Annotated in this window: 17 protein-coding genes; 12 read left to right on the top strand and 5 right to left on the bottom strand. The window is 65.5% G+C overall.

Going from position 1 to position 23,213, the window contains the following annotated elements; translation table 11 throughout:
• Positions 1-43: 43 nt before the first annotated feature.
• From LFL96_RS03400 to LFL96_RS03430, 7 genes are all read left to right on the top strand, one after another.
• Positions 44-1,429, top strand: a complete 1,386-nt coding sequence (locus tag LFL96_RS03400) for an undecaprenyl-phosphate glucose phosphotransferase (RefSeq protein ID WP_280998014.1) — start codon at positions 44-46, stop codon at positions 1,427-1,429.
• 67 nt (positions 1,430-1,496) lie between these two features.
• Positions 1,497-2,636, top strand: a complete 1,140-nt coding sequence (locus LFL96_RS03405) for a polysaccharide biosynthesis/export family protein (RefSeq protein WP_280998016.1) — start codon at positions 1,497-1,499, stop codon at positions 2,634-2,636.
• A 50-nt stretch (positions 2,637-2,686) separates the two neighbouring features.
• Positions 2,687-4,921: a polysaccharide biosynthesis tyrosine autokinase gene (locus LFL96_RS03410; RefSeq protein ID WP_280998018.1), complete on the top strand. Its 2,235-nt coding sequence runs from the start codon at positions 2,687-2,689 to the stop codon at positions 4,919-4,921.
• Positions 4,922-5,001: 80 nt separating this feature from the next.
• Positions 5,002-6,120, top strand: a complete 1,119-nt coding sequence (gene gmd / locus LFL96_RS03415; protein WP_280998019.1) for a GDP-mannose 4,6-dehydratase — start codon at positions 5,002-5,004, stop codon at positions 6,118-6,120.
• 5 nt (positions 6,121-6,125) lie between these two features.
• Complete coding sequence (locus LFL96_RS03420) at positions 6,126-7,073, top strand: GDP-L-fucose synthase (RefSeq protein ID WP_280998021.1); 948 nt, start codon at positions 6,126-6,128, stop codon at positions 7,071-7,073.
• A gap of 113 nt (positions 7,074-7,186) precedes the next feature.
• Positions 7,187-8,329 (top strand): glycosyltransferase family 4 protein, encoded by a 1,143-nt coding sequence (locus LFL96_RS03425; protein ID WP_280998023.1) that lies wholly within the window; start codon positions 7,187-7,189, stop codon positions 8,327-8,329.
• Between the two features lie 93 nt (positions 8,330-8,422).
• Positions 8,423-9,826, top strand: a complete 1,404-nt coding sequence (locus LFL96_RS03430; protein ID WP_280998025.1) for a glycosyltransferase WbuB — start codon at positions 8,423-8,425, stop codon at positions 9,824-9,826.
• A 32-nt stretch (positions 9,827-9,858) separates the two neighbouring features.
• Here the strand turns inward: LFL96_RS03430 and LFL96_RS03435 are convergent, their stop codons facing one another.
• The gene (locus tag LFL96_RS03435) at positions 9,859-10,416 is read right to left on the bottom strand and encodes a hypothetical protein (RefSeq protein WP_280998027.1); all 558 of its coding nucleotides are present in this window, start codon (positions 10,414-10,416) and stop codon (positions 9,859-9,861) included.
• A gap of 184 nt (positions 10,417-10,600) precedes the next feature.
• On the opposite strand from LFL96_RS03435, the gene LFL96_RS03440 reads away from it, so the two are divergent.
• Positions 10,601-11,221, top strand: a complete 621-nt coding sequence (locus tag LFL96_RS03440; protein ID WP_280998029.1) for a DapH/DapD/GlmU-related protein — start codon at positions 10,601-10,603, stop codon at positions 11,219-11,221.
• A gap of 224 nt (positions 11,222-11,445) precedes the next feature.
• Positions 11,446-13,185 (top strand): GMC family oxidoreductase, encoded by a 1,740-nt coding sequence (locus LFL96_RS03445; protein ID WP_280998031.1) that lies wholly within the window; start codon positions 11,446-11,448, stop codon positions 13,183-13,185.
• Between the two features lie 114 nt (positions 13,186-13,299).
• Here the strand turns inward: LFL96_RS03445 and LFL96_RS03450 are convergent, their stop codons facing one another.
• Positions 13,300-14,514, bottom strand: a complete 1,215-nt coding sequence (locus LFL96_RS03450) for a glycosyltransferase (RefSeq protein ID WP_280998033.1) — start codon at positions 14,512-14,514, stop codon at positions 13,300-13,302.
• Positions 14,515-14,577: 63 nt separating this feature from the next.
• The gene (locus LFL96_RS03455) at positions 14,578-16,059 is read right to left on the bottom strand and encodes a hypothetical protein (protein ID WP_280998035.1); all 1,482 of its coding nucleotides are present in this window, start codon (positions 16,057-16,059) and stop codon (positions 14,578-14,580) included.
• Positions 16,060-16,359: 300 nt separating this feature from the next.
• On the opposite strand from LFL96_RS03455, the gene LFL96_RS03460 reads away from it, so the two are divergent.
• Positions 16,360-17,505, top strand: a complete 1,146-nt coding sequence (locus tag LFL96_RS03460) for an acyltransferase (RefSeq protein WP_280998037.1) — start codon at positions 16,360-16,362, stop codon at positions 17,503-17,505.
• Positions 17,506-17,635: 130 nt separating this feature from the next.
• Here the strand turns inward: LFL96_RS03460 and LFL96_RS03465 are convergent, their stop codons facing one another.
• The gene (locus LFL96_RS03465; protein ID WP_280998039.1) at positions 17,636-18,823 is read right to left on the bottom strand and encodes a glycosyltransferase; all 1,188 of its coding nucleotides are present in this window, start codon (positions 18,821-18,823) and stop codon (positions 17,636-17,638) included.
• 337 nt (positions 18,824-19,160) lie between these two features.
• On the opposite strand from LFL96_RS03465, the gene LFL96_RS03470 reads away from it, so the two are divergent.
• Positions 19,161-20,414, top strand: a complete 1,254-nt coding sequence (locus LFL96_RS03470; RefSeq protein WP_280998041.1) for an oligosaccharide flippase family protein — start codon at positions 19,161-19,163, stop codon at positions 20,412-20,414.
• The gene (locus tag LFL96_RS03475; protein WP_280998043.1) at positions 20,414-21,481 is read left to right on the top strand and encodes a glycosyltransferase family 4 protein; all 1,068 of its coding nucleotides are present in this window, start codon (positions 20,414-20,416) and stop codon (positions 21,479-21,481) included. The genes LFL96_RS03470 and LFL96_RS03475 overlap by 1 nt, the downstream gene beginning before the upstream one ends.
• 56 nt (positions 21,482-21,537) lie before the next feature.
• On the opposite strand, the gene LFL96_RS03480 is transcribed toward LFL96_RS03475, so the two are convergent.
• Positions 21,538-23,157: a hypothetical protein gene (locus tag LFL96_RS03480; RefSeq protein WP_280998045.1), complete on the bottom strand. Its 1,620-nt coding sequence runs from the start codon at positions 23,155-23,157 to the stop codon at positions 21,538-21,540.
• Positions 23,158-23,213 lie beyond the last annotated feature (56 nt).

Here is a 23,213-nt window from a genome sequence, read left to right on the forward strand (position 1 = left end):
TCACGTTTTTGCGGAAAAGAACGGTAAGAACGAGGTAAGCAAAATGCGCAAGTTTCAGGATTTGCTCGCGCGAGTGTTCGATGTCGCGCTGGTGTTGGCGGGGGCGGCCGTGGCGTCGCAGATCCGCTTCGATTACCTCGCTCAATCCGGGTTCTATTGGGCGCTGGTGATGTTTTGCGCCGCGTTCGCACTGGCTATCTTTCCGGCCTTCGGCGTGTACGAATCGTGGCGCGGCCGCTCCAAGCTCGCGCTGGCCGGTCAGGTGTCGCTCGCCTGGCTGATGGTGCAGGCCTGCGCGCTGGTGCTGATGTACTCGCTGCATCGCGCCGACTTCGTGTCGCGCTTGTGGTTCTCGTACTGGACCGCGGTGACGGGCGGCCTGATGATCGCCTACCGGCTGATCGCGCATGCGGCACTGGCGCGGGCCCGCTCGGCCGGGATGAATCTGCATCAGGTGGCGATCGTCGGCAGCGGCTTGCAGTGCGATGCGATTCTGCGCCGGATCGATTCCGCGCCCACCACCGGTTTTCGCGCGACCGCCGTGTACAACACGCGTCCCGATGTCGCGCCGGTCACGGCCGCGCGCGTGCCGGTGTTCGAGAAGGTCGACGCGCTCGCCGAATACATCCGCACCAACGACGTTCACGAACTCTGGCTGATGCTCTCGCTTAGCGAGGAGCCGCTGATCTGCTCGCTGATCGGCGAATTCCGCGACGACCTGGTGAACATCCGCTTCATGCCGGACGTGCGCAGCCTCGCGCTGTTCGAAGGCAGCGGCGTGATCGATCTGCTCGGCGTGCCGGCGATCAACCTGGTCGCCTCGCCGCTGTCCGCGAGCTCGATGCTGAAGAAGGAAATCTTCGACCGGCTGTTCGCGGCGACCGCGCTGCTCGGTCTCGCGCCGATCCTGCTGGCCATCGCGATCGCGGTGAAGTGCTCGTCGCGCGGCCCGGTGCTGTTCAAACAGAAGCGCAAGGGCGCCGACGGCCGCGTCTTCACGATCTACAAGTTCCGTTCGATGCGCCTGCATACCGAGGCCAAGGGCACGCTCAGCCAGGCGACGCGCCACGACGCGCGCGTGACGAAGGTCGGGGCGTTCCTGCGCCGCACGAGCCTCGACGAACTGCCGCAATTCTTCAACGTGTTGCGAGGCGACATGTCGGTCGTAGGACCGCGTCCCCACGCACTCGAGCACGACGACCTCTATCAGAAAGTGGTCGCCGGCTACATCAATCGCTACCGCATCAAACCGGGCATTACGGGTTGGGCGCAGATCAACGGTTTTCGTGGCGAGACGGACCGCATCGAAAAAATGGAGCGTCGTGTCGAACATGACCTGTACTACCTGGGGCATTGGTCGTTCGCGCTCGACATGCGGATCATCGGGGCGACGATCGCGGCCGGACTGGTGCATCGCAACGCTTACTAAGTAGTTAACAAGCACGCTGGGCGCGGCCTTTTCCGAGGGACCCGTCGTGGCGCAAGGAGGAAACATCATGAGCTCACTTGGTTTACGCACGGGAAGTTTGCTGGTTTTCGCCGCAGCCACATTGCTGAACGGATGCGGGAGCGTCCCCGGTCAGCAGATGATCACGCCCGCCGCGCTTCAGGACACGGGCGGCGACTACAGCACGGAGGCGTCCACGCAGCAGCAGATCCAGATCACGGACATCAATCTGGCCTTGCTGCGCAAGATGCATCAGACGCAGGCCGCCACGACCCTGCCGACGCAGACGGCGGGCCTGTTCGGCAAGCCGGTGTCGTACAAGGTGGGCCCGGGCGACGTGCTGCAGATCGTCGTGTGGGATCACCCGGAACTGGCGGCCGCGCTCGGCCAGCCGGCGCAGAACAACAAGCCGTCCGACGCCGCGCCGGGTTTTCTGATCGACGAGAGCGGCGACGTGCAGTTCCCGTACGCGGGCACCATGCACGTGGCCGGCAAGGACGTGTCGACGATCCAGAAGGAACTGCATCGCCGCCTGAGCAGCGTGTACCAGAAGCCTGAAGTGACGGTGCGGGTCGCGTCGTTCCGCAATGCGCAGGTCTACGTGGACGGCGAAGTCCGCACGCCGGGCGCGCAGTCGCTCAACGACATTCCGATGTCGCTGACCACCGCGATCAGCCAGGGCGGCGGCTTCAGCGCGAACGCGGATCGCAGCCGCGTCGAGCTGATCCGCAACGGCACCACGTATCAGATCAACGTGGACGACCTGATCAAACGCGGCCGCAACCCGTCGGACATCTACCTGCAACCGGGCGACATGCTGCGCGTGGCTTCGCGTGAAGACAGCGGCGTCTACGTGATGGGCGAAGTGAACAAGCCCGCCACGATCCTGCCGATGCGCAACGGCTCGCTGACCTTGTCGCAGGCGATCTCCGACAGCGGCAGCTTCGACTCGAACACGGCCGCGGCCAGACAGCTGTTCGTGATCCGCAACTCGATGAGCGATTCGCCGCAGGTCTATCACCTCGATGCGACCTCGCCGGTGTCGATGCTGCTGGCCAACCAGTTCGAACTCCAGCCGAAGGACGTGGTGTACGTCGGTCAGGGCGGACTGGTCCGCTTCAACCGTGTGCTGAACCTGCTGCTGCCGGCGATCAACGCGGCCGTGACGGGCGCTGTCCTCGCGAAATGACGTTCCTTGAAACGTGACCTTGAACCGCCGGGCTTTGTTGGGTGATGAAAATGGCAATCAACTTCGAAAACCGCTACACCGACGTGTCCGGACCGGACGAGCTGCATCTGTCGGACTATCTGCGGACGATCGTGCGCGGGTGGCGCACGATCGTCGTGGTCACGCTGATCGCGCTCGCGCTGGGGTGCGCGTACGCGTTCCTCGCGCCGCCGACCTATCGCGCGGATGTGCTGTTCCACGTCGAGGACAAGACGGCGAACAACAATAACAACGGCAAGGATTCGCTGCCGCCCCTGACCGGTATGTTCGACACCAAGCCGTCGACGGCCGCCGAGATCGAGTTGCTGAAGTCGCGGCTCGTCACGGAGGAAACGGTCAAGACGCTGCATCTCGACATCAGCGCGACGCCGCGCTACATGCCGGTGATCGGCAGCATGATCGCCGGGCTGGTGAACGGGCAGTGGGGCTTCAAGCTGCCGCGCTTCATCAACCTGTCGGGCTATGCGTGGGGCGACGAAAGCATCACGGTGTCGCAGTTCGACACCTCGAAGGACATGTACGACACGACCTTCACGCTGATCGCCGGAGCGGACAACAGCTACGTGCTGCGCGACAGGAACGGCATCGCGATCCTGTCGGGCAAGGTCGGCGAAACGGTGCAGACCGATACCGCGGATGGTCCGATCGCGTTGCACGTCGACAAGCTGGTCGGCGAGCCGGGCTCGCGTTACGAACTGACGCGCGCGTCGACACTGAGCACGGTGGACCGTCTGCAGAAAGCGCTGGTCGTGCAGGAAACCACGCTGCAGTCGGGCGTGATCCGCGCGAGCCTCGAAGGCGGCGACAGCGCGCTGACGGCGGCGATCGTCAACAGCATGGCGCGCGAGTTCGTGAAGCAGGACGTGGAAAGCCGTTCGACCGAAGCCGAGCACATGCTGGCCTTCCTCGATCAGCAACTGCCGGGCTTGCGCAAGGAACTCGACGAAGCGGAACAGCGCTACAACAAGTTCCGCAACGCGCACGGCACCGTCGACCTCGGCGAGGAAAGCCGTCTGCTGCTGCAACAGATCGTCGACAACAAGACCAAGCTGATGGATCTGCAACAGCAACGCGCGGAGATGTCGCAACGTTTCACCGCGAATCACCCGGCGGTCGCGGCGCTCGACGCGCAGATCGCGGCGCTGCAAGGCGCGGCGGCCAGCATGAACAAGAGCGTCGCGGTGATGCCGGATACCGAGCAGACCGCGCTGCGCCTGTTGCGCGACGTGCACGTGGACACCGAGCTGTACACCAACCTGCTGAACAGCTCGCAGCAACTGCGCGTGGCGAAGGCCGGCCAGGTGGGTTCGGTGCGCGTGGTGGATTTCGCCGAAGCGCCAGACGAACCGGTACGGCCGAAGCGCGTGCTGGCGATCCTGATCGCGCTGGGCGGCGGCCTGCTGGTCGGCATCCTGCTGACCTTCTTCAAGCGCGCGATGTACGGCGGCGTCGAACGTCCGGACGAACTCGAAGCGGTGCTTGGCGTGCCGGTGTTCGCGGTCGTGCCGCGCAGTCAGAACCAGCTGCGTCTGCAGGAAAACGTGATGCTGCGCCGCCGTGGCCTGCACGTGCTCGCCCAAACGGCGCCCGAAGACATCGCGGTGGAAGGCGTGCGCAATCTGCGCACCTCGCTGCAGCTCTCGCTCGATCACGCGGAGAACAACGTCGTGATGATCACCGGCTCGCGGCCCGATACCGGCAAGTCGTTCCTGTCTGTGAATCTCGCGGCGCTGGTGGCGTCGGCCAACAAGCGCGTGCTGATCATCGACGGCGACATGCGGCGCGGCGACGTGCACTCGCACTTCGGCATCGGCCATCAGCCGGGTCTGTCCGACGTGCTGAGCGGCGGCGATCTGGCGTCGATCGTGCAGCGCGACGTGCTGCCGGGCCTCGACGTGCTCGCCAAGGGCACGCTGCCCTCGCATCCGTCCGAGCTGCTGATGAGCAAGCGTTTCGAAACCATGCTCGAGGAACTGAAATCGCACTACGACCTGGTCATCGTCGATACGCCGCCGGTACTGGCGGTGACCGACTCGACGCTGATCGGCAAGTACGCGGGCACCACGCTGCTGGTGGTGCGCCATGGCCGCCATCCGCTGAACGAGATCGGCGAAACGGCCAAGCGGCTGCGTAACGGCGGCGTGGCGCTCAGGGGGGTGCTGCTGACCGACGTGCCGCAGGAAGGCGCCTTCCTCGGTTCGGGGTATCAGGGCGGGTATTACGGCTACGACAGCATCGCGGGATAAACACGGCAGGCCGCTGGGGACCAATCGACGGGGCAGCGGCTGCCGCCACGGCATCTAAAAGTTCAAACGAGGAGAGCTTCATGAAACGCAAGGTCGCGCTGATCACCGGCATCACTGGACAGGACGGATCGTATCTGGCCGAGCTGCTGCTCGCGAAGGATTACGACGTACACGGCATCAAACGCAGGTCATCCCTGTTCAACACAGACCGGATCGATCACCTTTACCGCGATCCTCACGATCCGGACCAGCGGCTCTTTCTGCATCACGCGGATCTGACCGACTCCACCAGCCTGCTGCGCGTGATCCAGCGCGTGGAGCCCGACGAGATCTACAACCTGGCGGCGCAGAGCCACGTCGCGGTGTCGTTCGAGGAACCGGAATACACGGCCAATGCCGACGGTATCGGCGCGCTGCGGATTCTCGAAGCGATCCGCATTCTGGGCCTCGAAAAGAAGACGCGCTTCTATCAGGCGTCGACCTCGGAACTGTACGGTCTGGTGCAGCAGGTGCCGCAGACGGAGCGCACGCCGTTCTATCCGCGCAGCCCGTATGCGGTCGCCAAGCTGTTCGCGTACTGGACCACGGTCAACTATCGCGAAGCCTATGGGCTCTATGCGTGCAACGGGATTCTGTTCAATCACGAATCGCCGGTGCGCGGCGAGACGTTCGTGACGCGCAAGATCACGCGCGCTGTCGCACGGATCGCGGTCGGCATGCAGAAGACGCTGTATCTCGGCAATCTGTCGGCGCTGCGCGACTGGGGCCATGCGCGCGATTACGTGGAGATGCAATGGCGCATGCTGCAACAGGAGCAACCGGAGGATTACGTGATCGCCACCGGCGTGCAGTACAGCGTGCGGCAGTTCGTCCAGCATGCGGCCGCGGAGCTGGGCGTGACCGTGCGCTTCGAGGGCAGCGGCGTGGATGAAGTCGGCATCGTCGAGAAGGTCGAAGGGCGCGAGATCAAGATGTCGCCCGGCGACGTGATCGTGCGTGTCGATCCGCGCTACTTCCGCCCCGCCGAAGTCGAGACGCTGCTCGGCGATCCGTCGAAGGCGCACGCGCAGCTCGGCTGGCAGCCGACCACGTCGTTCGAGTCGCTGGTCAAGGAAATGGTGCGCTCGGATTATCAGATCGCCCGGCGCGACGCGCTCGTCACGCTGGCGGGATTCACGGCGCTGGAACATCACGAGTAACGGCGATGAACAAACAGGCTCGCATTTTCGTCGCGGGACACCGCGGCATGGTCGGTTCCGCGCTGGCGCGGCGCTTGAGCGCCGAAGGCTATCCGAACGTGATCACCCGTTCGCGCGCGGAACTCGATCTCACCGATCAGGCGGCGGTGCAACGCTTCTTCGAAACCGAGCAGATCGACGTGGTGCTGCTGGCCGCCGCGCGCGTGGGCGGGATTCTCGCGAACGCGTCGCGGCCCGGCGAGTTCATCTACGAGAACCTCGTGATCGAGGCCAACGTGATTCACGCGGCGTATCGCGCGAAGGTGGAGCGCCTGGTGTTCTTCGGCTCGTCGTGCATTTATCCGAAGGCGTGTCCGCAGCCGATTCGCGAGGAGTATCTGCTGACCTCGCCGCTCGAACCGACCAACGACGCGTACGCGATCGCGAAGATCGCCGGCGTCAAGCTGTGCGACGCGTACAACCGCCAGTACGGCACGCAGTTCGTCGCGCTGATGCCGACCAACCTGTACGGCCCGAACGACAACTACGACCTGAACAGCAGCCACGTGTTGCCGGCCTTGCTGCGCAAGGCGCATGAAGCGCGTTTGAGCGGCGCGGCCTCGCTGACGGTGTGGGGCTCGGGCACGCCACGCCGCGAGTTTCTGCATGTCGACGATCTCGCCGCGGCGACGCTGTTCATGCTCGAAAACAACGTGACCGAAGGGCTGTTCAACGTCGGCGTGGGCGAAGACCTGTCGATCCGCGAGCTGGCCGAGTGCATCTGCAGGGTGGTCGGCTTCGAGGGCGAACTGGTGTTCGATGCGTCGAAACCGGACGGCACGCCGCGCAAGCTGCTCGACGTCTCGCGGCTCGCGCAGATGGGCTGGCGCGCGTCGATCGGACTCGAAGCGGGGATCGCGGCGACGTACCGCGAGTTCGTCGAACTGCACGCGAGCATGCCGGCGGCCGCGTAGCGGCCCGGAACGCGAACGCCTCTATCGACGCCGACCGGCTCCCTGACCCGCAACGCCGTGCGGGCGCGCCAGCGCCACGCACCCATGGACGATTTTCCTGGAGTGGCAAACCCATGACTGCATCAGTCACGATCTTCCACAACGTCGTATGGTCGCGCCACAAGGGTGTGGTGTTCTCCGCGTTGCACAACATCTCGGCATCCGGCGCGATCCGTTATTCGATGGTGCAGATCGCGGACACCGAACACGACCGGATCGGCTTCTCCGAGGTGGACTATTCGTTCCACCGCTACCCGATGCAGAAGCTGTTCGACGGCTGCTACGAAGACGTGCCGACGCTCAAGCTGATCGCGCGTCTCACGTGGGAAGTGCTGCGCGCCAAGTCCGATCTGATCGTGCTGCCCGGCTATCACCGTCCCGAGTACTGGGCGATGCTGGCGGCGTGCATCGTCACCGGCAAACGGCGCGCGGTATTCTGCGATTCCACCGCGCGCGACCGGCCGAAGAAGCTGCTCACGTCGATCCCGAAGCGCGTGTTCTTTGCGTTGTGCGACGGCTATTTCGGTTTCGGCGAGCGTAGCCGCGAATATCTGCTGTCGCTCGGCGCGAAGAACGACAAGATCTTCGTGCCGTGCCAGGCCGCCGCGTTGCCGGGCTCGTTCTCGCCGGAGCGTGCGCTGGTCGAGCGCACCGCGGCGCGCGCCGGCAATCCGCCGGTGTTTCTGTACGTCGGGCGGCTCTCGGAAGAGAAGGGCATCGGCACGCTGATCGAAGCGTTTGCCGGTCTGCGCCGGCGTATTCCGGCGGCGAAGCTGCGCATCGTCGGCACGGGACCGATGAAGGACGCGTTGCTGGCGAAGGTCGCCGACCTCGCGCTGGACGATGCGGTGACCTTCGTCGGCAGTCTGCAGGACGAGCCGCTCACGCGCGAGTACTACGGCGCGACCTGCATGGTGCTGCCGAGTTACAGCGAGCCGTGGGGACTGGTGGTCAACGAGGCGCTCGCGCACGGTTGTCCGGCGGTGGTCAGCGAGAGTTGCGGCTGCGTGCCGGAACTGGTGGTCGATGGCGTGAGCGGTTACGCGTTCACGGCGGGCGATGTGCCGGGTCTGCAACGCACGATGCTCAAGGCGATGGAAGCGTTCGCGGATGCGAGCGGCACCGCGCATCGCTGCATGGATGTGATCCGGCGTTTCGATCCGCCGTCGGCGGCGGCGAATATCGCCCGAGGCTGTGCATTGATGTTGAGCGATTGATCGGGTTGCGGAAGGCCGGGCAGGCCAGCCGCGATCGGTCGGGCCGCGTCCCATGGCGCGCCAATGAAGTCCTAACGTTCTGGCAGTCGAATAATGAAAATCCTGATCTACGGCATCAATTACGCGCCGGAATTGACGGGGACGGGTAAGTACACGGCGGAAATGGCCGCGTTGCTGGCCCGCAGGGGACACGAAGTGCGCGTGGTGTGCGCGCCGCCTTATTACCCGGAGTGGCGCGTGACGCAGGGCTATTCGGCGTGGCGCTACCGCCGGGAAACGCGCGAGGGCGTGACGCTGTGGCGTGCGCCGTTGTGGGTGCCGGCGCGACCGGGCGGCCTCAAGCGCATGCTGCACCTCGCCAGCTTCGCGGCGAGTTCGCTGCCGCTGATCGCGCGTCAGGCGCTGTGGCGTCCCGACGCGGTGATGCTGATCGCGCCGACGCTGATGTGCGCACCCGCCGCGCTGATGCTCGCGCGCGTGACGGGCGCGCAGGCGTGGCTGCATATCCAGGACTACGAAGTCGATGCGGCTTTCGAGCTGGGCTTGCTGAAGAGCTCGCGCGCCGCGCGCTTCGCACGCTGGGTCGAACGCGGGCTGTTGCGCCGCTTCGACGCGGTGTCGTCGATCACGCGGCAGATGAGTGCTCGCGCGCAGAGCAAGGGCGTGGCGCCGTCGCGCGTGGTGTGTCTGCCGAACTGGGTCGACGTGTCGGCGATCTTTCCGCTCGAACGCGAGAGCGACTACCGTCGCGAACTTGGCCTCGCCGCCGGTCAGAAGGTGGTGCTGTACTCGGGCAACATGGGCGCGAAGCAGGGGATCGAGACGCTCGCCGACGCGGCGACGCTGCTGGCCGATCGCCGTGACATCACGTTCGTGTTCTGCGGCAGCGGTGCGGCGCGCGACGATCTCGCCACGCGTTGCGCGGGCTTGAGCAACTGCATCTTCATGCCCTTGCAACCCGTCGAACGTCTGAACGACCTGCTCAATCTCGCCGACATTCATGTGCTGCCGCAACGCGGCGACGCCGCGGATCTGGTGATGCCGTCCAAGCTCACCGGCATGTTCGCGAGCGGCCGCGCGACGGTCGCGATGGCGCGCGAGGGTACCGCCTTGCATGAAGCGGTCGCGCCGCGCGGCGTCGTGGTGCCGCCGGATAACCTGAACGCGCTGGTGGGCGCGATCGCCGCGCTGGCCGACGATGGTGAACGCCGTGCGGCGCTCGGCAGCGCCGGGCGTCACTACGCGGTGGATGCGCTGTCGCCGGAGGCGACGATCCGCACATTCGAGGAAAGGCTGGAGATGGCGTTGCGTCAGCGCGTCATGGCCGCCGACGAGGGGCGCGCGCCGGGGGGGCCTGGTGTATCGGGTGTGCCTGGCGTACCTGGCGTATCGGGTGTACCCGGAGAGGGACCGTATTTCGCCGCGCGCCCCGCCGGCGTCGCAGCCACGTCGCGCCGGTCCCAGGCGGCCACGGCGGAGGACGCCGCGCCGGATTGATCCGGCGTGCGGCCCGCGTCATGACATCACACTCACCACGGGGAACGATAGACGGTGCCCTTGCGCGTCGCGTACGGATCGGCGTACGTGTTCTTCGCGGCGCCGGCGGGCATCAGCGCGTCGGCGGCATTCACCGGCGCGTTCGCCTGGTCGGCGACCCGGAACTGCGCGGCGCCGTTGGCGGCCGCGTTGGCCTTGACATTGCCCTTGCCGACGCCCTTGCCGAGATTCGGCTGTCCACCCTGAGCACCCTGCGCGTTGCCCAGCACCTTCATCCGCTGCTCGTTGAGCAGCGCGGTGCGTTGCGCGTCCTCGGTATCGCCTTGTTTCAGGTCGTCCGAACTGTATTCGCGCGGTGCGCCGAGCAGGGTCTGTTCGCTCGCGCGCTGTTTCGCCATCCGGTCGACGGGCGCCGGGGCATTGATGCCGTAGCCGGTCGCGACCGGCGCGGCAGCGGGCGCGGCGTTGCCGTTGCCATTGACGTTGCCGTTGTTCTGCGCGAAGGCCAGCGCCGGTGCGGCGAGCGTGGCCAGCGCGAGCGCGCTGCAGAAGGCGGTGTAAAGGGTAGTGGTCCGAAACGCGTGCTTCATGGTGATCCCCGGGGAGATGCTGTCGCTGTACAGCTATCGTGCGCCATCCATGCCGCGCGTAGCCGCCAAAACGCTTGCCGGCACGGCCACGCCGACAAGCCCCGCAAGGCGCGGCAACATAATGTAAGGAAGTTGCTGGCTTGCTTGTGTCTGTTTACCACCGTTCGTGGTTCGGAGAAAGCTGATGGGTAACATTGCCGACGATCCGCGCATCGCTTGCCTGCCGCAAGCCGACGACGCGCAGCAAACTGGCCGGGTCATCGACCTGAGTCTGGCCGGAAAGGGCAACTACCGCGCAAGCCGCGGCGCGCTGATCGAGCTGATCTGGTTCGTGCTCGAAGCGTGCGTGATCAACAACAAGCTGCTGCCGCTGTCGTTCGTGCGGGTTGGTTTGCTGCGGCTGTTCGGCGCGAAGATCGGCAACGGATGCCGCTTCGTGCACCCGATCCGCGTGAAGGCGCCGTGGAATCTCGAAGTGGGCGACAAGTGCTGGTTCGGCGTCGACGTCTGGATCTACAACCAAGCGCCCATCAAGATCGGCTCGAACGTGTGCATTTCCCAAGGCACGTTCCTGACCGCCGGCTCGCACGACATGAGCACCAACATGGACCTGCACGTCGCGCCGATCGTGATCGAGGACGGCGTATGGATCACGTCGAAATGCGTCGTGCAGATGGGCGTCACGATCGGCCGCTCGGCGGTGGTGACACCGCTCTCGGTCGTGCATCGTTCGCTCGAAGCCGAGGGCGTGTACGGCGGCAATCCGTGCCGTTTCATTCGGAAACGGTTTACTTCAGTGCCCTGAACCACAGACGTAAACCCACGGCGTCCTTACGCTGAGGAAACCGGGGTCGTGCTATCCGCCAGGCTAACTGCTGCAACGAAACCGTCGATCGGATATCGACGTTCGCGGCGCCGCCGGCGTGCAAAACGGAGTGCGACGTGTGCGTCAGTCCGCGTGCCGGCCAGAAGAGGCCGGTAACGTCAGCGACGGACGCCAAAAATGTATGAAGAAGATGGGGAGCAGGGATGTTCATCGACACTCGTACGGTTGCGCAAAACACGGTTATCGAAACGACGGTCTGCATCATCGGCGGTGGGGTCGCCGGGATCACGCTCGCGCGTGAGATGTCGAGGGCGGGCGTGGATGCCTGTCTGCTCGAAAGCGGCGGTTTCGGACCCGACGACGAAACCCGCGATCTGTATCGCGGCGAAAACGCGGGCCTGCCGTATACCTTCGCGGACGGCTCGCGCAGCCGTTATTTCGGCGGCAGCAGCAACTGCTGGGGCGGCTGGTGCCGCCCGCTCGATCCGTGGGACTTCGAGAAGCGCGACTGGATCGCGCACAGCGGCTGGCCGTTCGGCCTCGACGAGCTCGCGCCGTACTACGCGCGCACGCACGAACTGCTGAAGCTCGGTCCGCAGAATTTCGATCCGGCCTACTGGGAGCGCGAGATCGGCCGTCCGGACGTGCGCCGCGTGCCGCTCGCGAGCGGCGACATGCGCGATACGGTCGCGCAGTTCAGCCCGCCGCTGCGCTTCGGCAAGGTGTATCGCGACGAACTGTTGCAGTCGCAACGAGTGCGCGTGTTCCTCTACGCGAACGTGTTGAATATCGATGCCGATGCGGCCGGCACCACGATCACCCGCGTGCAGGTCGGCACGATCAGCGGCCGGCGTCTGACGGTGCAGGCGAAGATTTTCGTGCTCGCCACCGGCGGCATCGAAAACGCGCGCCTGCTGCTCGCGTCGAACGACGTGCAGGCCGCCGGGCTCGGCAATGCGCACGATCTGGTGGGCCGCTATTTCATGGACCATCCGCGCATGATGTCGGGCAAGGTGCGTTTCCGTCCGGGCAACGCGCGCAACAAGCTCTACGACATCAAGTATCACTACCAGAACCCGGCGGTGTCGGCGCACGGCACCAAGATCTCGTCGCAGTTCGCGCCGACGGCCGAATGGATGGAGCGCGAAAAGCTGCTCAACTCGCGCGTGTGGCTGTATTCGAAGTGGTACGGCGAAGGCAGCGCGGCGTCCGAGGCGTTGATTCACTGCAAGGAGGCGTTGTTGCAGAAGGATCAGCCGGGCCGCAGCCTGAAGCGCGATATCCAGACGATGATCGCGCATCCGCTGCATACGGTCGGGTTCGGTCTGACGCGGCTGCTGCAATGGCCGGCGCTGATTTCCGACGTGACCTTGCAGGCGATCGTCGAGGCGGTGCCTGATCCGGACAGCCGCGTGACCTTGTCGCCCGACAAGCGCGACCGCTTCGGCATGCCGCGCGTACGCGTCGAATGGCGTCTGGGCGAGCAGGTGCAGCGCACGTTCGACAAGACCTTCGCGCTGCTCGCGCAGGAGCTGCAAACGGCCGGCATCGCCGACGTCCAGCTCGACGCGCCGCTCGAAGGCCGCACGTGGCCGGTGAAACTCGAAGGCACGTGGCATCACATGGGCACCACACGCATGCACGATTCGCCGCGCGAAGGCGTGGTGGACCGCGACTGCAAGGTGCACGGCATCAGCAATCTGTATATCGGCGGCAGTTCGGTGTTCCCGACCGTCGGCGCGAATTTCCCGACCATCACGATCTCGGCGCTGTCGTTGCGGCTCGCTGGGCATCTGGTGCGGCAGCTCGATCTGCCGGATATCGTCGGCAATACGCGCGGCGACGCGGCCAACGGTCCGGCCAGGTCGATGCAGGCGACGCCGCAGGTCGAGACGCTGCCGATCGCCGCGTCCACGTTGACGCCGTTGATGAAGGAACAGTGAGGTTGGACCCGGTGGCGTACGCTGAATGGCGTCGCCGGGTCGTGCTGGAGGGGTCTGGCTTTTCGGGGGTGGCGGGATTCATGAGGTGATGGCCGCATGAATCCCGTTTGCCGTTTACGAACTCTGCTGGGCCGTTTCGCGCATCGTGGCGAGCGGGGTGTCGCGTGCTTCGGCGGGTGCGCCGCGGGTTTCCAGCAGCGTGGTCAATGCGCTCACCATCGTTTCGATCCGGAAGCGCGCGTCGAAGGTGCGCGAGGCTTGCGCGCGCATCGCGGCGCGCGCGTCGTCGTCGAGCTCGAGCCAGCGCAGCAGACTCTTTTCCGTACCGTCGACGGTATCCGGCGCCACCATGCCGGCGCCGTCCGCTTCGATTTCGCGCCACACGTTGACCTTGTCGGAGATCAGCGTCGGCAGTCCGCAACCGAGCGCCTCGGCCACCGCGACGCCGAAGTTCTCCTGATGCGACGGCAGCACGAACACATCGCTTGCATGAAACGCTCCCCACTTCAGGTCGCCTTGCAGCATGCCGGGCAGGCTCAGACGCTGGGCGACACCGGCCGCCTGCGCCTGGCTGCGCAGCGTCGCGCCCCAGCCGGTTTCGTCCGGACCGGCGATCACCAGATGCAAGGACGGATCGCGGCTCGCGACCCGCGCGAACGCATCGATCAGCAGATCGCAACCCTTCTTCGCATGCACGCGGCCGAGGAACAGCACGATGCGTTTGCCGCGCAAACCAGGCACGGCCTGAAGGAACGCCTCGCGCAACGGCGCGCCGTCGAGCGCGGGCACCGCCGCGCCGAACGGCACGATCTGTTCGCGCGCGCGATACAGCCAGAACGACTGGTGGGCGCGTGTGCGTTCTTCCTCGGTGGTGTAGATCACCGTGTGCGCGTCGCGCAGCACGCGATATTCCGCCCACGGCCAGTACAGCCACTTCTTCATGTGCTTGAGCGGATAGGCTTGCTTGAACCACGGGTCGAGCATGCCATGTACGTACACGTAGTACGGCACGCCGCTGTGGTGCAGCGCTTTCCAGGCCGCGAAGCCGTGGTATTGCCAGAGGCCGTGCACGATCACCGCGTCGAAGCGCTTCGCGTTCGCGGCGAGCCACGGCGCGAGGCGCGGGTTGTAGCCGTAGCGGCTGCGCGCCGGGCCGAACGTATGGACGGCGAACGGGAAGGTCGCGAGGTAGGCGTCGCCGGGCGCGTCGCAGGTTGCCACTTCGATGTCGTGACCGGCGTCGCGCATCGCGATGCCGCTGCGGCGCACGCCTTCGACGGGGCCCCCCGCGCGGGGATCGACACTGGCAAGCAGATGGAGGATTTTCATCGGGCGATCGTCGGTCGGTTATCGGGCGGTTATCAGCCGGTTATCGGGCGTTTGTCCGGCCGGTCAGGAATGCCGGGTCCCGGACGCCGGCGTATTGCGCGGCGCGAGCGCACCGAGCGATTTCGTGTCGTGCGCGGAGTTGGCCTGACGCGGCGCGGTGAGCGCGGCCGGCAGATCGGCGCGGCCCATGCCGGGATGAATCCGCCCCGGCAGGTCGGGCATCATCGCCGGCCGCCAGTTGGGTGGACTGCGCGGACGCCGCACGCGGGCCGGCAGCGCGCGCTGCAAACGCGCGTAGGTGGCGACCATCAGGCCGAGACCGATGCCGAACACGAGACCGGAAAAACGCGGGCCAAGCGGATTGCCGCCGATCGTGGTCGCGGGCAACGCGGCGAACAGCAGGATCGCGCGGCCCAGCACCGGCAGCATCGGCGCATCGGGAACGACCGCGCGCCAGTACCGGTACGCGAAGATGCAGACGACCATTGCGGCCAGCGTCGCCAGCGGCATGCCGATGCCGAACAGCAGCCCGCCCGCGAAGAACTGATAGACCCAGAAGTTGTGACCGGCCGCCCACTCGTTGATCGCGTAGAAATCTTCGTCGGTGATCTGCCCGACGAGGTCCGGCAGATAGAGCGGCGAGTAATGGTAGTAGTGCCCGTAGCCTTCGCCGAACAGCACCGTTTCCGGCGACGAGGTCACCTGGTCGTACTGGTCGCGCATTTCGGCGAGCCGCGTGACCGTGGTCGGGTCCTTGCCGGAAATGGTTTCGTGCGACACGAAAATCCGTTCGGTCCAGTGTTCGGCGACTTCCGGAAAACACAGCGCCGAGACGCCGGCGATGCCGGCAAGCACGCCGCCGATCACGATGGTGCGTCCGAACGCGCGCCAGATATGCCGGAGAGTCGGCGCGCTCATCAGCATCGCGAGCAGGAACAGCAGCACGGTGCCGAGCAGCAGACTGCGGGTCACGCTCAGCAGTTCGATCACGATGGTGATGCCGAACACGCCCAGGTTGAACATCGTGAAGCGCCGCGCCACGACGAATTCGTGCAGCAGCACCGCTTGCAGACCGAGCAGGGTGACGGAGACGATCCGGTAGCGGACTTCTTCCAGACTGCCGCTGGTCGCGATACCGTAGACGAGGGTGAACAGCGCGCTGATCAGGTTGCCGACATACAGCGAGCGTTCGAATTGCGTGAGACGGAATTCGCTCCACGGCCGGCACGCGACGAGGTAGCCGAGCAGAAACAGCACGAACGGCAGCAGCGTGCGCAGATAGTTACCGACGTCGTTGTCCTGCACGAATTGCGCGACTACGCTGCCGAATACGCACAGCATCATGCTGGCGGTGACGATGGTGCGTAACCGGGAACGCTCGCGAAAACGCGGCGCGATCAGCAGCAGCGCGAGACCTGCCGCGAACGACGGCACCACGAAGACGAATTGCGCCCAATGGCCGGTGTTCGCATCGGTCGCCTTGTAGTCGAACGCGAGCGGCAGCAGAAAAATCCAGATCCAGGGCGTTGCATACTGGTGGCGCATTGCTGAGTTCCCTCCCCCGTTGCGGTCGATTCGCCGTCCGTCTGCAGCGGACGGTCTCGCATCAGGCCATTCTCCGGGAATCTCCCAATCCGTTAGTTGGCTGGACCGCATTCGTCGCCGATTGCCTGGGTTCTGGCGACAGCGGCAAGTGCACTTCCTGCAAGACGCGAGCACACTGGCTCAGGTTGTCGTCGAACGCATTGAAGTTGGCGCGCATGCACGCACGCCGCCACCCAAGATGCCGGAAGGGAGGGCATGCGATCGACAGGGATCGCCTGCACAAGGTAACAGGGGAACAACATGAAATTATTCGGCGGGGCGAAGCCAACGGTGCGGGGACGGTCGATCGAACTCGATTTCGTACGCGGCATCGCAATCATCATGGTGATGGGATTTCACTTCCATGCCGTGCACACCGGCAATTATCTGATCCAGGTTATTGAGTATCCACTGAAGAGTTTCGGCCGCGAAGGTGTGAATCTGTTCTTCACGTTGAGCGGGTTTCTGGTCGGCGGCTTGTTGCTGCGGCAGTACGCGGAAACCGGACATGTCGACGCGCGACGTTTCATCATCCGGCGGATTTTCCGTATCTGGCCCGCGTACTACGTGTTGATCGCCTTCCACGTGCTGGCGGGGCGGCATCCGTGGAATACCTTCCTCGTGCAGAACCTCACCCATCTGCAAAATTATCTCGGCACGTCGATTACCCAGACCTGGAGTCTCGCGGTCGAGGAGCACTTCTATCTCGTGCTGCCCGCGTTGCTGCTGCTGTTCGCGCGCTGGCGTCTGAGCGCATGGACCATCGTCGGCGTGTTGAGCGGCATCTGCGCGGTGGTGCTGACCGCGCGCTGCTTCGCGGTCGCGGGCGGCGATCTCGACGGCGCGTTCGCGTACACGCAATACCGGATCGACAGTTTGCTGGTCGGCGTGATTCTCTCGGCGATCTACTGGATGAAGCCCGGCGTCTATCACCAGCTCGCCAGGCGCAAGGCGTTCCTGATCGTGTGCGTCGCGATTCTGTGCGCGTGGCTCGTGCTCGCGACCAGGAATTTCGCGCTCGACGAAAGCATCGGCTACACGATCCAGGCACTCGGTTTCGCCGCGTTGATCGTGCTGGTGCTCGAATACTCCGGATCGATGCGCGAATCGTGGATCTATCGCGGCGTGGCCTGGGTCGGTCTGTATTCGTACGGGATCTACCTGTGGCATTCGCTGGCGCTCGCACCGGGCGACATGCTGATCCGCAAGACCACCGCGATGGGTTTCCCGCCGAGTCTGATCTGGGTGATCGCGCTGAGCGCGCAGTTCGCGCTCGCGATCTTCATCGGCTACGTGACCACGCGCGCGATCGAGTACCCGTTCCTGCTGATGCGCAATGCGCTGTTCCCGGAAAAGCGCAGCAGCTCGGTGCGCGAACAGGTGCCGGCTGGGAGCCAGGTGTCGTGAGGGTGTAGTCGTGAGGGTGTAGAAACGAAAAGGCCTCCATCGAATCGATGGAGGCCTTTTCGTTTTACGGCGCGGCTACGTTATTTTTCGAGCCAACCGGTTTTTTCCATCGGCAAGCATGCCCGCACGCTCAGGCCATCTGCTGCAGCAAGGTCTGCTTGAATTCCCCCAGCGTATGCCGCGACAGCAATTCCTCGCGAGCCGGCGGCACCGCGTCGTCCGGATGCGGCCACGAGGTCATCGTCTCCGTGATCGCGCGGCCGATCGACGCCGAACTCAGATCGCTCAGGATCGGCCCCAGTTCGCAGCGCCGGCTGAACCAGCCGATCAGTCCATCCTCGGTCGCGATCACCGGCTTGCCGAAGCGGTACGCCTGCACCAGCACGCCGCTCATCCCGTAGTGGCCTTTGTAGCCGAGCCACACCGCGTCGCAGGCGGAGAACAGATCGCGTTCGACGTCGGTGGAAATGAACTCGTCGAGCACCAGCGGCGCGGGCGTCAAACTGCGGATGTGGTTGCGCATGAAGTGGCGCGTCACGTCGTCCTGTTCGCCGGCGACGATCAGCGCCGGCGCATGCTCCAGCCGCGTCAGCGCGTGCACTAGTTCGTAGATGCCCTTGCGCTCGGTGATCGCACCGTAGACGAGCAGGTAGCGCTGCGCCGGATCGAGACCGAGGCGCTCGCGCGCGAGCAGCGGATTTTCCGCGCGCTCGTCGGGGAACGGATCGGCCACGTAGGCGACTTTCGCGGTGTTTTTCGACGTATGGCGTGCCGCCCATTCGGGCAAGGTCGGGTCGATGGTCAGCAGCGTGCGCAGACCGGTCGCCCGAATCGAGCGCTTGAAGAGCTGCGCCTTGATCGCGTTGACGAGCGGCCGGTCCGGCGCCTTGATGCCGACCTGATGATGATGAAAGGTCGCGCGCATCGTGATGCCGATCCACGGTGTCTTGCCGAACGGCGAGCCGAGAAACGGCAGCGCGTGAAAAAAGTAATCGACGTAAGGCACGACCACGAGACGAATGCTCTGCGTGCGGCCGAGGATCGTATGGACCCGCTTGAAATAGCGGTGAAAGCGCCAGTACTCGTTCGGATCGCGCAGCCCGCGCGGCCGTTCCTCGGGATCGACGAAGGCGATCTGCTGATCCGGGCGATTGGCCGCGGTGATCTGGCGCGCGAGCCGGTGATCTTCGTTCGCGCATTCGGTCACGAGCATGCACGGATAGCCGGCTTCCGCGCAGGCCTGCATGGTCCACTCGACATAGCGCCAGCGGTGACCGGTCAGATTCGGTTCCACAATCAGGACGTAGGCTTGTTCCATCGGATCGGTAGCCCCATGCGGGAGTGAGGGAAAAATGGCCGACGCCGCACACCCGCGTGGCGTCGGCGGAACAACGTTAGCATCGCCCGCGCGGCGGGCAGCGGCGAATTTGCCCCGCTCTGTGGTTCAACGTACCAGCGGCCGCCGGCTTCGGCCGAACTGGCCTAGCTGATGGCGGTTGTCGCCGATTCTCTCGCGGTAAGGTCGTGACTGGAGTTCGATGAAACCCCGCCAGCTTGCTGGTGCAACCAACAATTCTGCGCCGGCGCCGTTCGCAGCGATTCCCTCGCTTGCGTGACGTCGATCATGCCGGCGCTGCGTTTGAACGGAGAGCAGCTTGCGGGCGATCAGGCTTCCGGCAGTTTCGATAGCGGGCAGTTTCGGCGCGAGTGCGGCGACCTGGGTGTTGCTGCAACAGTTCGCGGTGCGTGGGCTCGTGGCGCTCAAGTTTCTGGCGATCGGCCGGATGCTCGGGCCCGCCGCGATCGGTAGCGTGAGCGTGGCGTTGCTCGCGGTGGCGATTGCCGAGGCGCTGTCCGATACCGGCCTCGCGCAGGCCGTGATTCAAGGCGAACATGCGCCGACGCGGCCGCAGCTCGGTGCGGTCTGGACCACGCTCACCGCGCGCGGCCTGCTTATTTCACTGTTGCTGGTCGCGTTGGCGCCGCTGCTCAGCAGTCAGTTCCATCTGAACGGCTCGCTCGTGCTGATCCAGTTGGCCGCGTTGCTGCCGCTGCTGCGCGGGCTGGCGTCGCCGACCTATTACGTGGTGCAACGCGAGCGGCGCTTCCAGCACATTGCCGGAGTCGAGGTGGCGGCGTCGTTCGTCGATTGCTCGGTCGGGCTTGCGCTGGCTTACTTCGGCGCGGGCGCGGCCTCGGTGCTGATCGGCCTCGTGGCCGGCGAAAGTTTGAAGAGCACGCTGACGTGGGCGACCATGACGCCGCGTCCGCCGGTGCGCGCGGTGTGGTCCGGCATCGGCCACTATGTCGGGTTCAGCCGCTGGATCTGGGCCAGCAGCGTGATCAACCTGTTGCTCAACCAGTTCGACAAGGTGGTGGTCGGCAAGCTGCTGGGGCCCGCGCAACTGGGCGGCTACCAGATGTCGTCGCGGCTCGCGCAGATGCTGCTCGCCGATGCGGCGATCGCGATGTCGCAGTACCTGTTTCCGACCTTCGCGGCGCAGTACCGGCGTAATCCGCAGGCGGCGTCGCGCGTGATCAAGCTGTACCTGCTGGTGATCGCGGTGGGGCTGACGGCCTTCGTGATGGTGCTGAGAATGATCGCCGAGCCGCTGTTCTCGCTGATTCTCGGCGCGGCCTGGCTGCCCGCGGTGCCGCTGTTCCGGATTCTCGTCATCAACATGGCGATCGGGGCGTTGATTGCCGTGCTGGTTGCGTATCTGCGCGCGGTCGGCGACGCGAAAGCGACCGTGCATGCATCGGCGATCCAGGTCGTCGTGCTGCTGGTGAGCGCACCGCCTGCCGTGCACTGGTGGGGTGTGACCGGCATTGCCTGGTCGATGACCCTCGGCCTCGGCTGTGCCGCCGCGTGGATGTTGTTCAGGACGTTGACTGCAAGGACACCGTGATGCGCGTTCTACATCTGGTGCTGGCGCCCCGCCTGTCGGGCGCCGAAGTGCTGGCGAAGGATCTCGCGCTCGACCAGGCTGCCGAAGGCATGGCCGTGTGCGTCGCATCGCTGTTGCCCGCGCATGCGGACTTCGGCTCGTTGCGCGACGAGTTGCGCGAACATGCGGTGCACTGCTGGTTTCCGCGTCATCGCCACAATCTGTTCGTCAAGCTGTGGCGGCTGTTCGTCGCCGTGCGGCGCTTCCGGCCCGACGTGATCTTCGCGCACGCCACCATTCCGTCGTTCTACGCGCGGGCCTTGCCGTTGAACGTGCCGGTCGTGTACGTGATGCACTCGGCGGCCAACGACTTCGAGCGGCCGCTGTTCCGGCGCGTCGAGCATCTGCTCAAGGGCCGCGCGCGGGTGGTGATCGGCGTGTCGCAGCAAGGCGTGACCGATTACGTGCAGGCGATCGGTCCGCATCCTTCGATGACGGTCGTGCCGAACGGCGTGGACCTCGCACGTTTTTCGTTTACCGACGGCGCATCGCCGCAGGGTCGCGCGCCGCAGGTCGTGCAGATCGGCCGCTATACGGCGGTGAAAAATCAATTGATGACGGTGCGCGCTTTCAGCCAGGTGCTCAAGCAGGTGGACGATGCGCGCCTGGTGTTTTACGGCGTGGTCGAAGACCCCGAGTATCAGGCGGCGGTGATTGCGCTGGCCGATCAGCTCGGCATCGGCGATCGCGTCGTGGTGGCGGGGCCGCGTACGGACGTGGCCCGTGTGCTGTCGGAATCGAACGTGTTCGTGATGCCGTCGCAGGCTGAGGCGCATAGCGTGGCGTTTCTCGAAGCGTTGGCGACCGGCGTGCCGATCGTCGCCAACCGCATTCCGGCCTTCGCGTTCGCGAACGGCTTTCCCAACGTGCAACTGGTCGATACCGGCGATCTGCGGTGCTATGTCGAAGCGGTCGTCGCCGCGATCGGGCAGGCGCGGGCGCAACGCTCGCTCGCCGGGTTGACGCTCAGGGATACCGCCGCGCGGTATCGGGCGATTGCGCTGAAGCTCGCGGTGTCGTCGCGATAGGCGCGGTTGTCGTCCTTCTTTTTTCCTGCTGGCGGCGCGGTCTCGCCGTCGTTCATTCAGTGATGGTTGTCTATGTCGTGCGTGTCGGGCACGGGATCGACGGCGGGCGGAGGCGGCAGCGTGAACGGCGGGTCGGCCTCGCGCATGGCCAGCGTGACGAGACGTTGCGCTTCCTTGCTGCTGGCGTCGATCCGCAACGCCGTGTTCGCGTTGTGACGCATGCAGGTCCAGTGCTCGACGTTGCCGCAGCCTCGCGCCAGACTCAGCAGCGCGTCGCGTTGCTGTTCGCGGGCGGTGAGCGCGGCGCGCAGGCTGACCGCATCGCGATTGCGCGGCTGCGCGGCGAGAGCGGCCGCGAGACGGGTTCTCGTCGCCGACAGATTGTTCTGCTGGAGATCGGTGCGCGCGGCTTTCACGTGCCGGGCGGCGTCCGCGCGCGCTTTGTCTTCGGGGCTGTCGGCGTTGCGCGGCGCGTCGCTGGCGAGCAGCGCTACGCGGCGCGGCGCTGGTGAAGGTGCGGGCACGGGCGCCGCGGCGTTTTGCTGCGATGCGAGCGGCGGCAGGCGCACGGGGGCGGAGCGCTGCGAGGCGATCGTGATGGGGCGCTGCGCGGAGAGGCTGGGAGTGGTGTGCTGGCTGGCGGTTTGCGTTGGGTGTGGTTGGGGTGGGGCAATCGCTGATGTCGTGGTCGCGGCTACGGCTGCGGCTGCGGCTACGGCTGCGGTGCGTGTGGCGGGTTCTGTCGCGATGGGGGCGTGCTGGGCAGCTGCGATCGTTGCATGTCGCGACGGCGCGGCCGGCGCGGGAGCTTGTTGTGCAACGACGACAGGCGCATGCGGTTGCGACGCCGTCGATGCGGGACGTTGAGTTGTGTTTACGGCTGCCGGCTGCTGGGCAACGATAGCTGGCGGCTGTTGTTGTGCAACAGGCGCGACGTGTTGAGTCGCCACGATCGCCGGCTGTTGGGCGACGACAAGCGGTACATGTTGTTGCATGACAGGCGCGGCATGCTGAGTGGTCACTATTGCAGGCTGCTGAGCAACGACAACCGGCGCATGTTGCGAAACGACAGGCGCGGCGTGTTGAGTCGTCACGATTGCAGGCTGCTGTGCAACCACAACCGGCGCGCGTAATGCCGCCCTGGCCGCCGGCCGCTGCGCCGCCACCTCCGACGCCTGCTGCGCCGCCAGCGCCGTCACATGACTCGTCTGCGGCACGACGCGCTGCCGCTGACCCGCGGCGATCGGCGGCACCGCGTTCTGGGTTTTCACCGCGCCCGAGACGGCGATCGGCGGCCGCTCACCGCTGTCGTTGCTATGGATGAAGCCGAGATACACGGCGGAGGCCACCACCAGCATCGAACCGCTGATCGCCAGCGAGTGCCGCAGGCGCTGATACGGCGGCGCCACGACCGCCTGTTCGTCGACGACCTCGTATGAATTCATCAGGTCGCGCGACAACGGACGCCAGATCGTGCGCACCGGCAAGCGCGCATCGAGCGTCGACGGCGGCGGTTCCAGCGGAATGTGCAAGGGCGGCGGCGCGGGACGCGCATCGAACGTGTCGGCCGCCAGCGCATGGCACGAAGGACAGCGCGCGAAACGGCCGTTGAGCGGCTCACCGCAGTGGCCGCATCGGGAGAAATCCTGCTGATCGGAAGTGATGTCGCTAAGCATTGCCGTTTCGCTAACGGGCGCCGTAGGCCGGCGCCACCATCAAGGAAAACAACACA

This window comes from Paraburkholderia sp. D15 (genome assembly GCF_029910215.1).
Classification (GTDB): Bacteria; Pseudomonadota; Gammaproteobacteria; order Burkholderiales; family Burkholderiaceae; genus Paraburkholderia.

What these genes read in the sequence shown, in the direction of transcription:
- LFL96_RS03450 (WP_280998033.1), bottom strand. Translation starts at nt 14,514, where the DNA reads ATGAAAATCCTCCATCTGCTTGCCAGTGTCGATCCCCGCGCGGGGGGC.
- LFL96_RS03435 (WP_280998027.1), bottom strand. Translation starts at nt 10,416, where the DNA reads ATGAAGCACGCGTTTCGGACCACTACCCTTTACACCGCCTTCTGCAGC.
- LFL96_RS03465 (WP_280998039.1), bottom strand. Translation starts at nt 18,823, where the DNA reads ATGGAACAAGCCTACGTCCTGATTGTGGAACCGAATCTGACCGGTCAC.
- LFL96_RS03400 (WP_280998014.1), top strand. Translation starts at nt 44, where the DNA reads ATGCGCAAGTTTCAGGATTTGCTCGCGCGAGTGTTCGATGTCGCGCTG.
- LFL96_RS03460 (WP_280998037.1), top strand. Translation starts at nt 16,360, where the DNA reads ATGAAATTATTCGGCGGGGCGAAGCCAACGGTGCGGGGACGGTCGATC.
- LFL96_RS03440 (WP_280998029.1), top strand. Translation starts at nt 10,601, where the DNA reads ATGGGTAACATTGCCGACGATCCGCGCATCGCTTGCCTGCCGCAAGCC.
- LFL96_RS03480 (WP_280998045.1), bottom strand. Translation starts at nt 23,157, where the DNA reads ATGCTTAGCGACATCACTTCCGATCAGCAGGATTTCTCCCGATGCGGC.
- LFL96_RS03410 (WP_280998018.1), top strand. Translation starts at nt 2,687, where the DNA reads ATGGCAATCAACTTCGAAAACCGCTACACCGACGTGTCCGGACCGGAC.
- gmd (WP_280998019.1), top strand. Translation starts at nt 5,002, where the DNA reads ATGAAACGCAAGGTCGCGCTGATCACCGGCATCACTGGACAGGACGGA.
- LFL96_RS03420 (WP_280998021.1), top strand. Translation starts at nt 6,126, where the DNA reads ATGAACAAACAGGCTCGCATTTTCGTCGCGGGACACCGCGGCATGGTC.
- LFL96_RS03425 (WP_280998023.1), top strand. Translation starts at nt 7,187, where the DNA reads ATGACTGCATCAGTCACGATCTTCCACAACGTCGTATGGTCGCGCCAC.
- LFL96_RS03445 (WP_280998031.1), top strand. Translation starts at nt 11,446, where the DNA reads ATGTTCATCGACACTCGTACGGTTGCGCAAAACACGGTTATCGAAACG.
- LFL96_RS03405 (WP_280998016.1), top strand. Translation starts at nt 1,497, where the DNA reads ATGAGCTCACTTGGTTTACGCACGGGAAGTTTGCTGGTTTTCGCCGCA.
- LFL96_RS03430 (WP_280998025.1), top strand. Translation starts at nt 8,423, where the DNA reads ATGAAAATCCTGATCTACGGCATCAATTACGCGCCGGAATTGACGGGG.
- LFL96_RS03455 (WP_280998035.1), bottom strand. Translation starts at nt 16,059, where the DNA reads ATGCGCCACCAGTATGCAACGCCCTGGATCTGGATTTTTCTGCTGCCG.
- LFL96_RS03475 (WP_280998043.1), top strand. Translation starts at nt 20,414, where the DNA reads ATGCGCGTTCTACATCTGGTGCTGGCGCCCCGCCTGTCGGGCGCCGAA.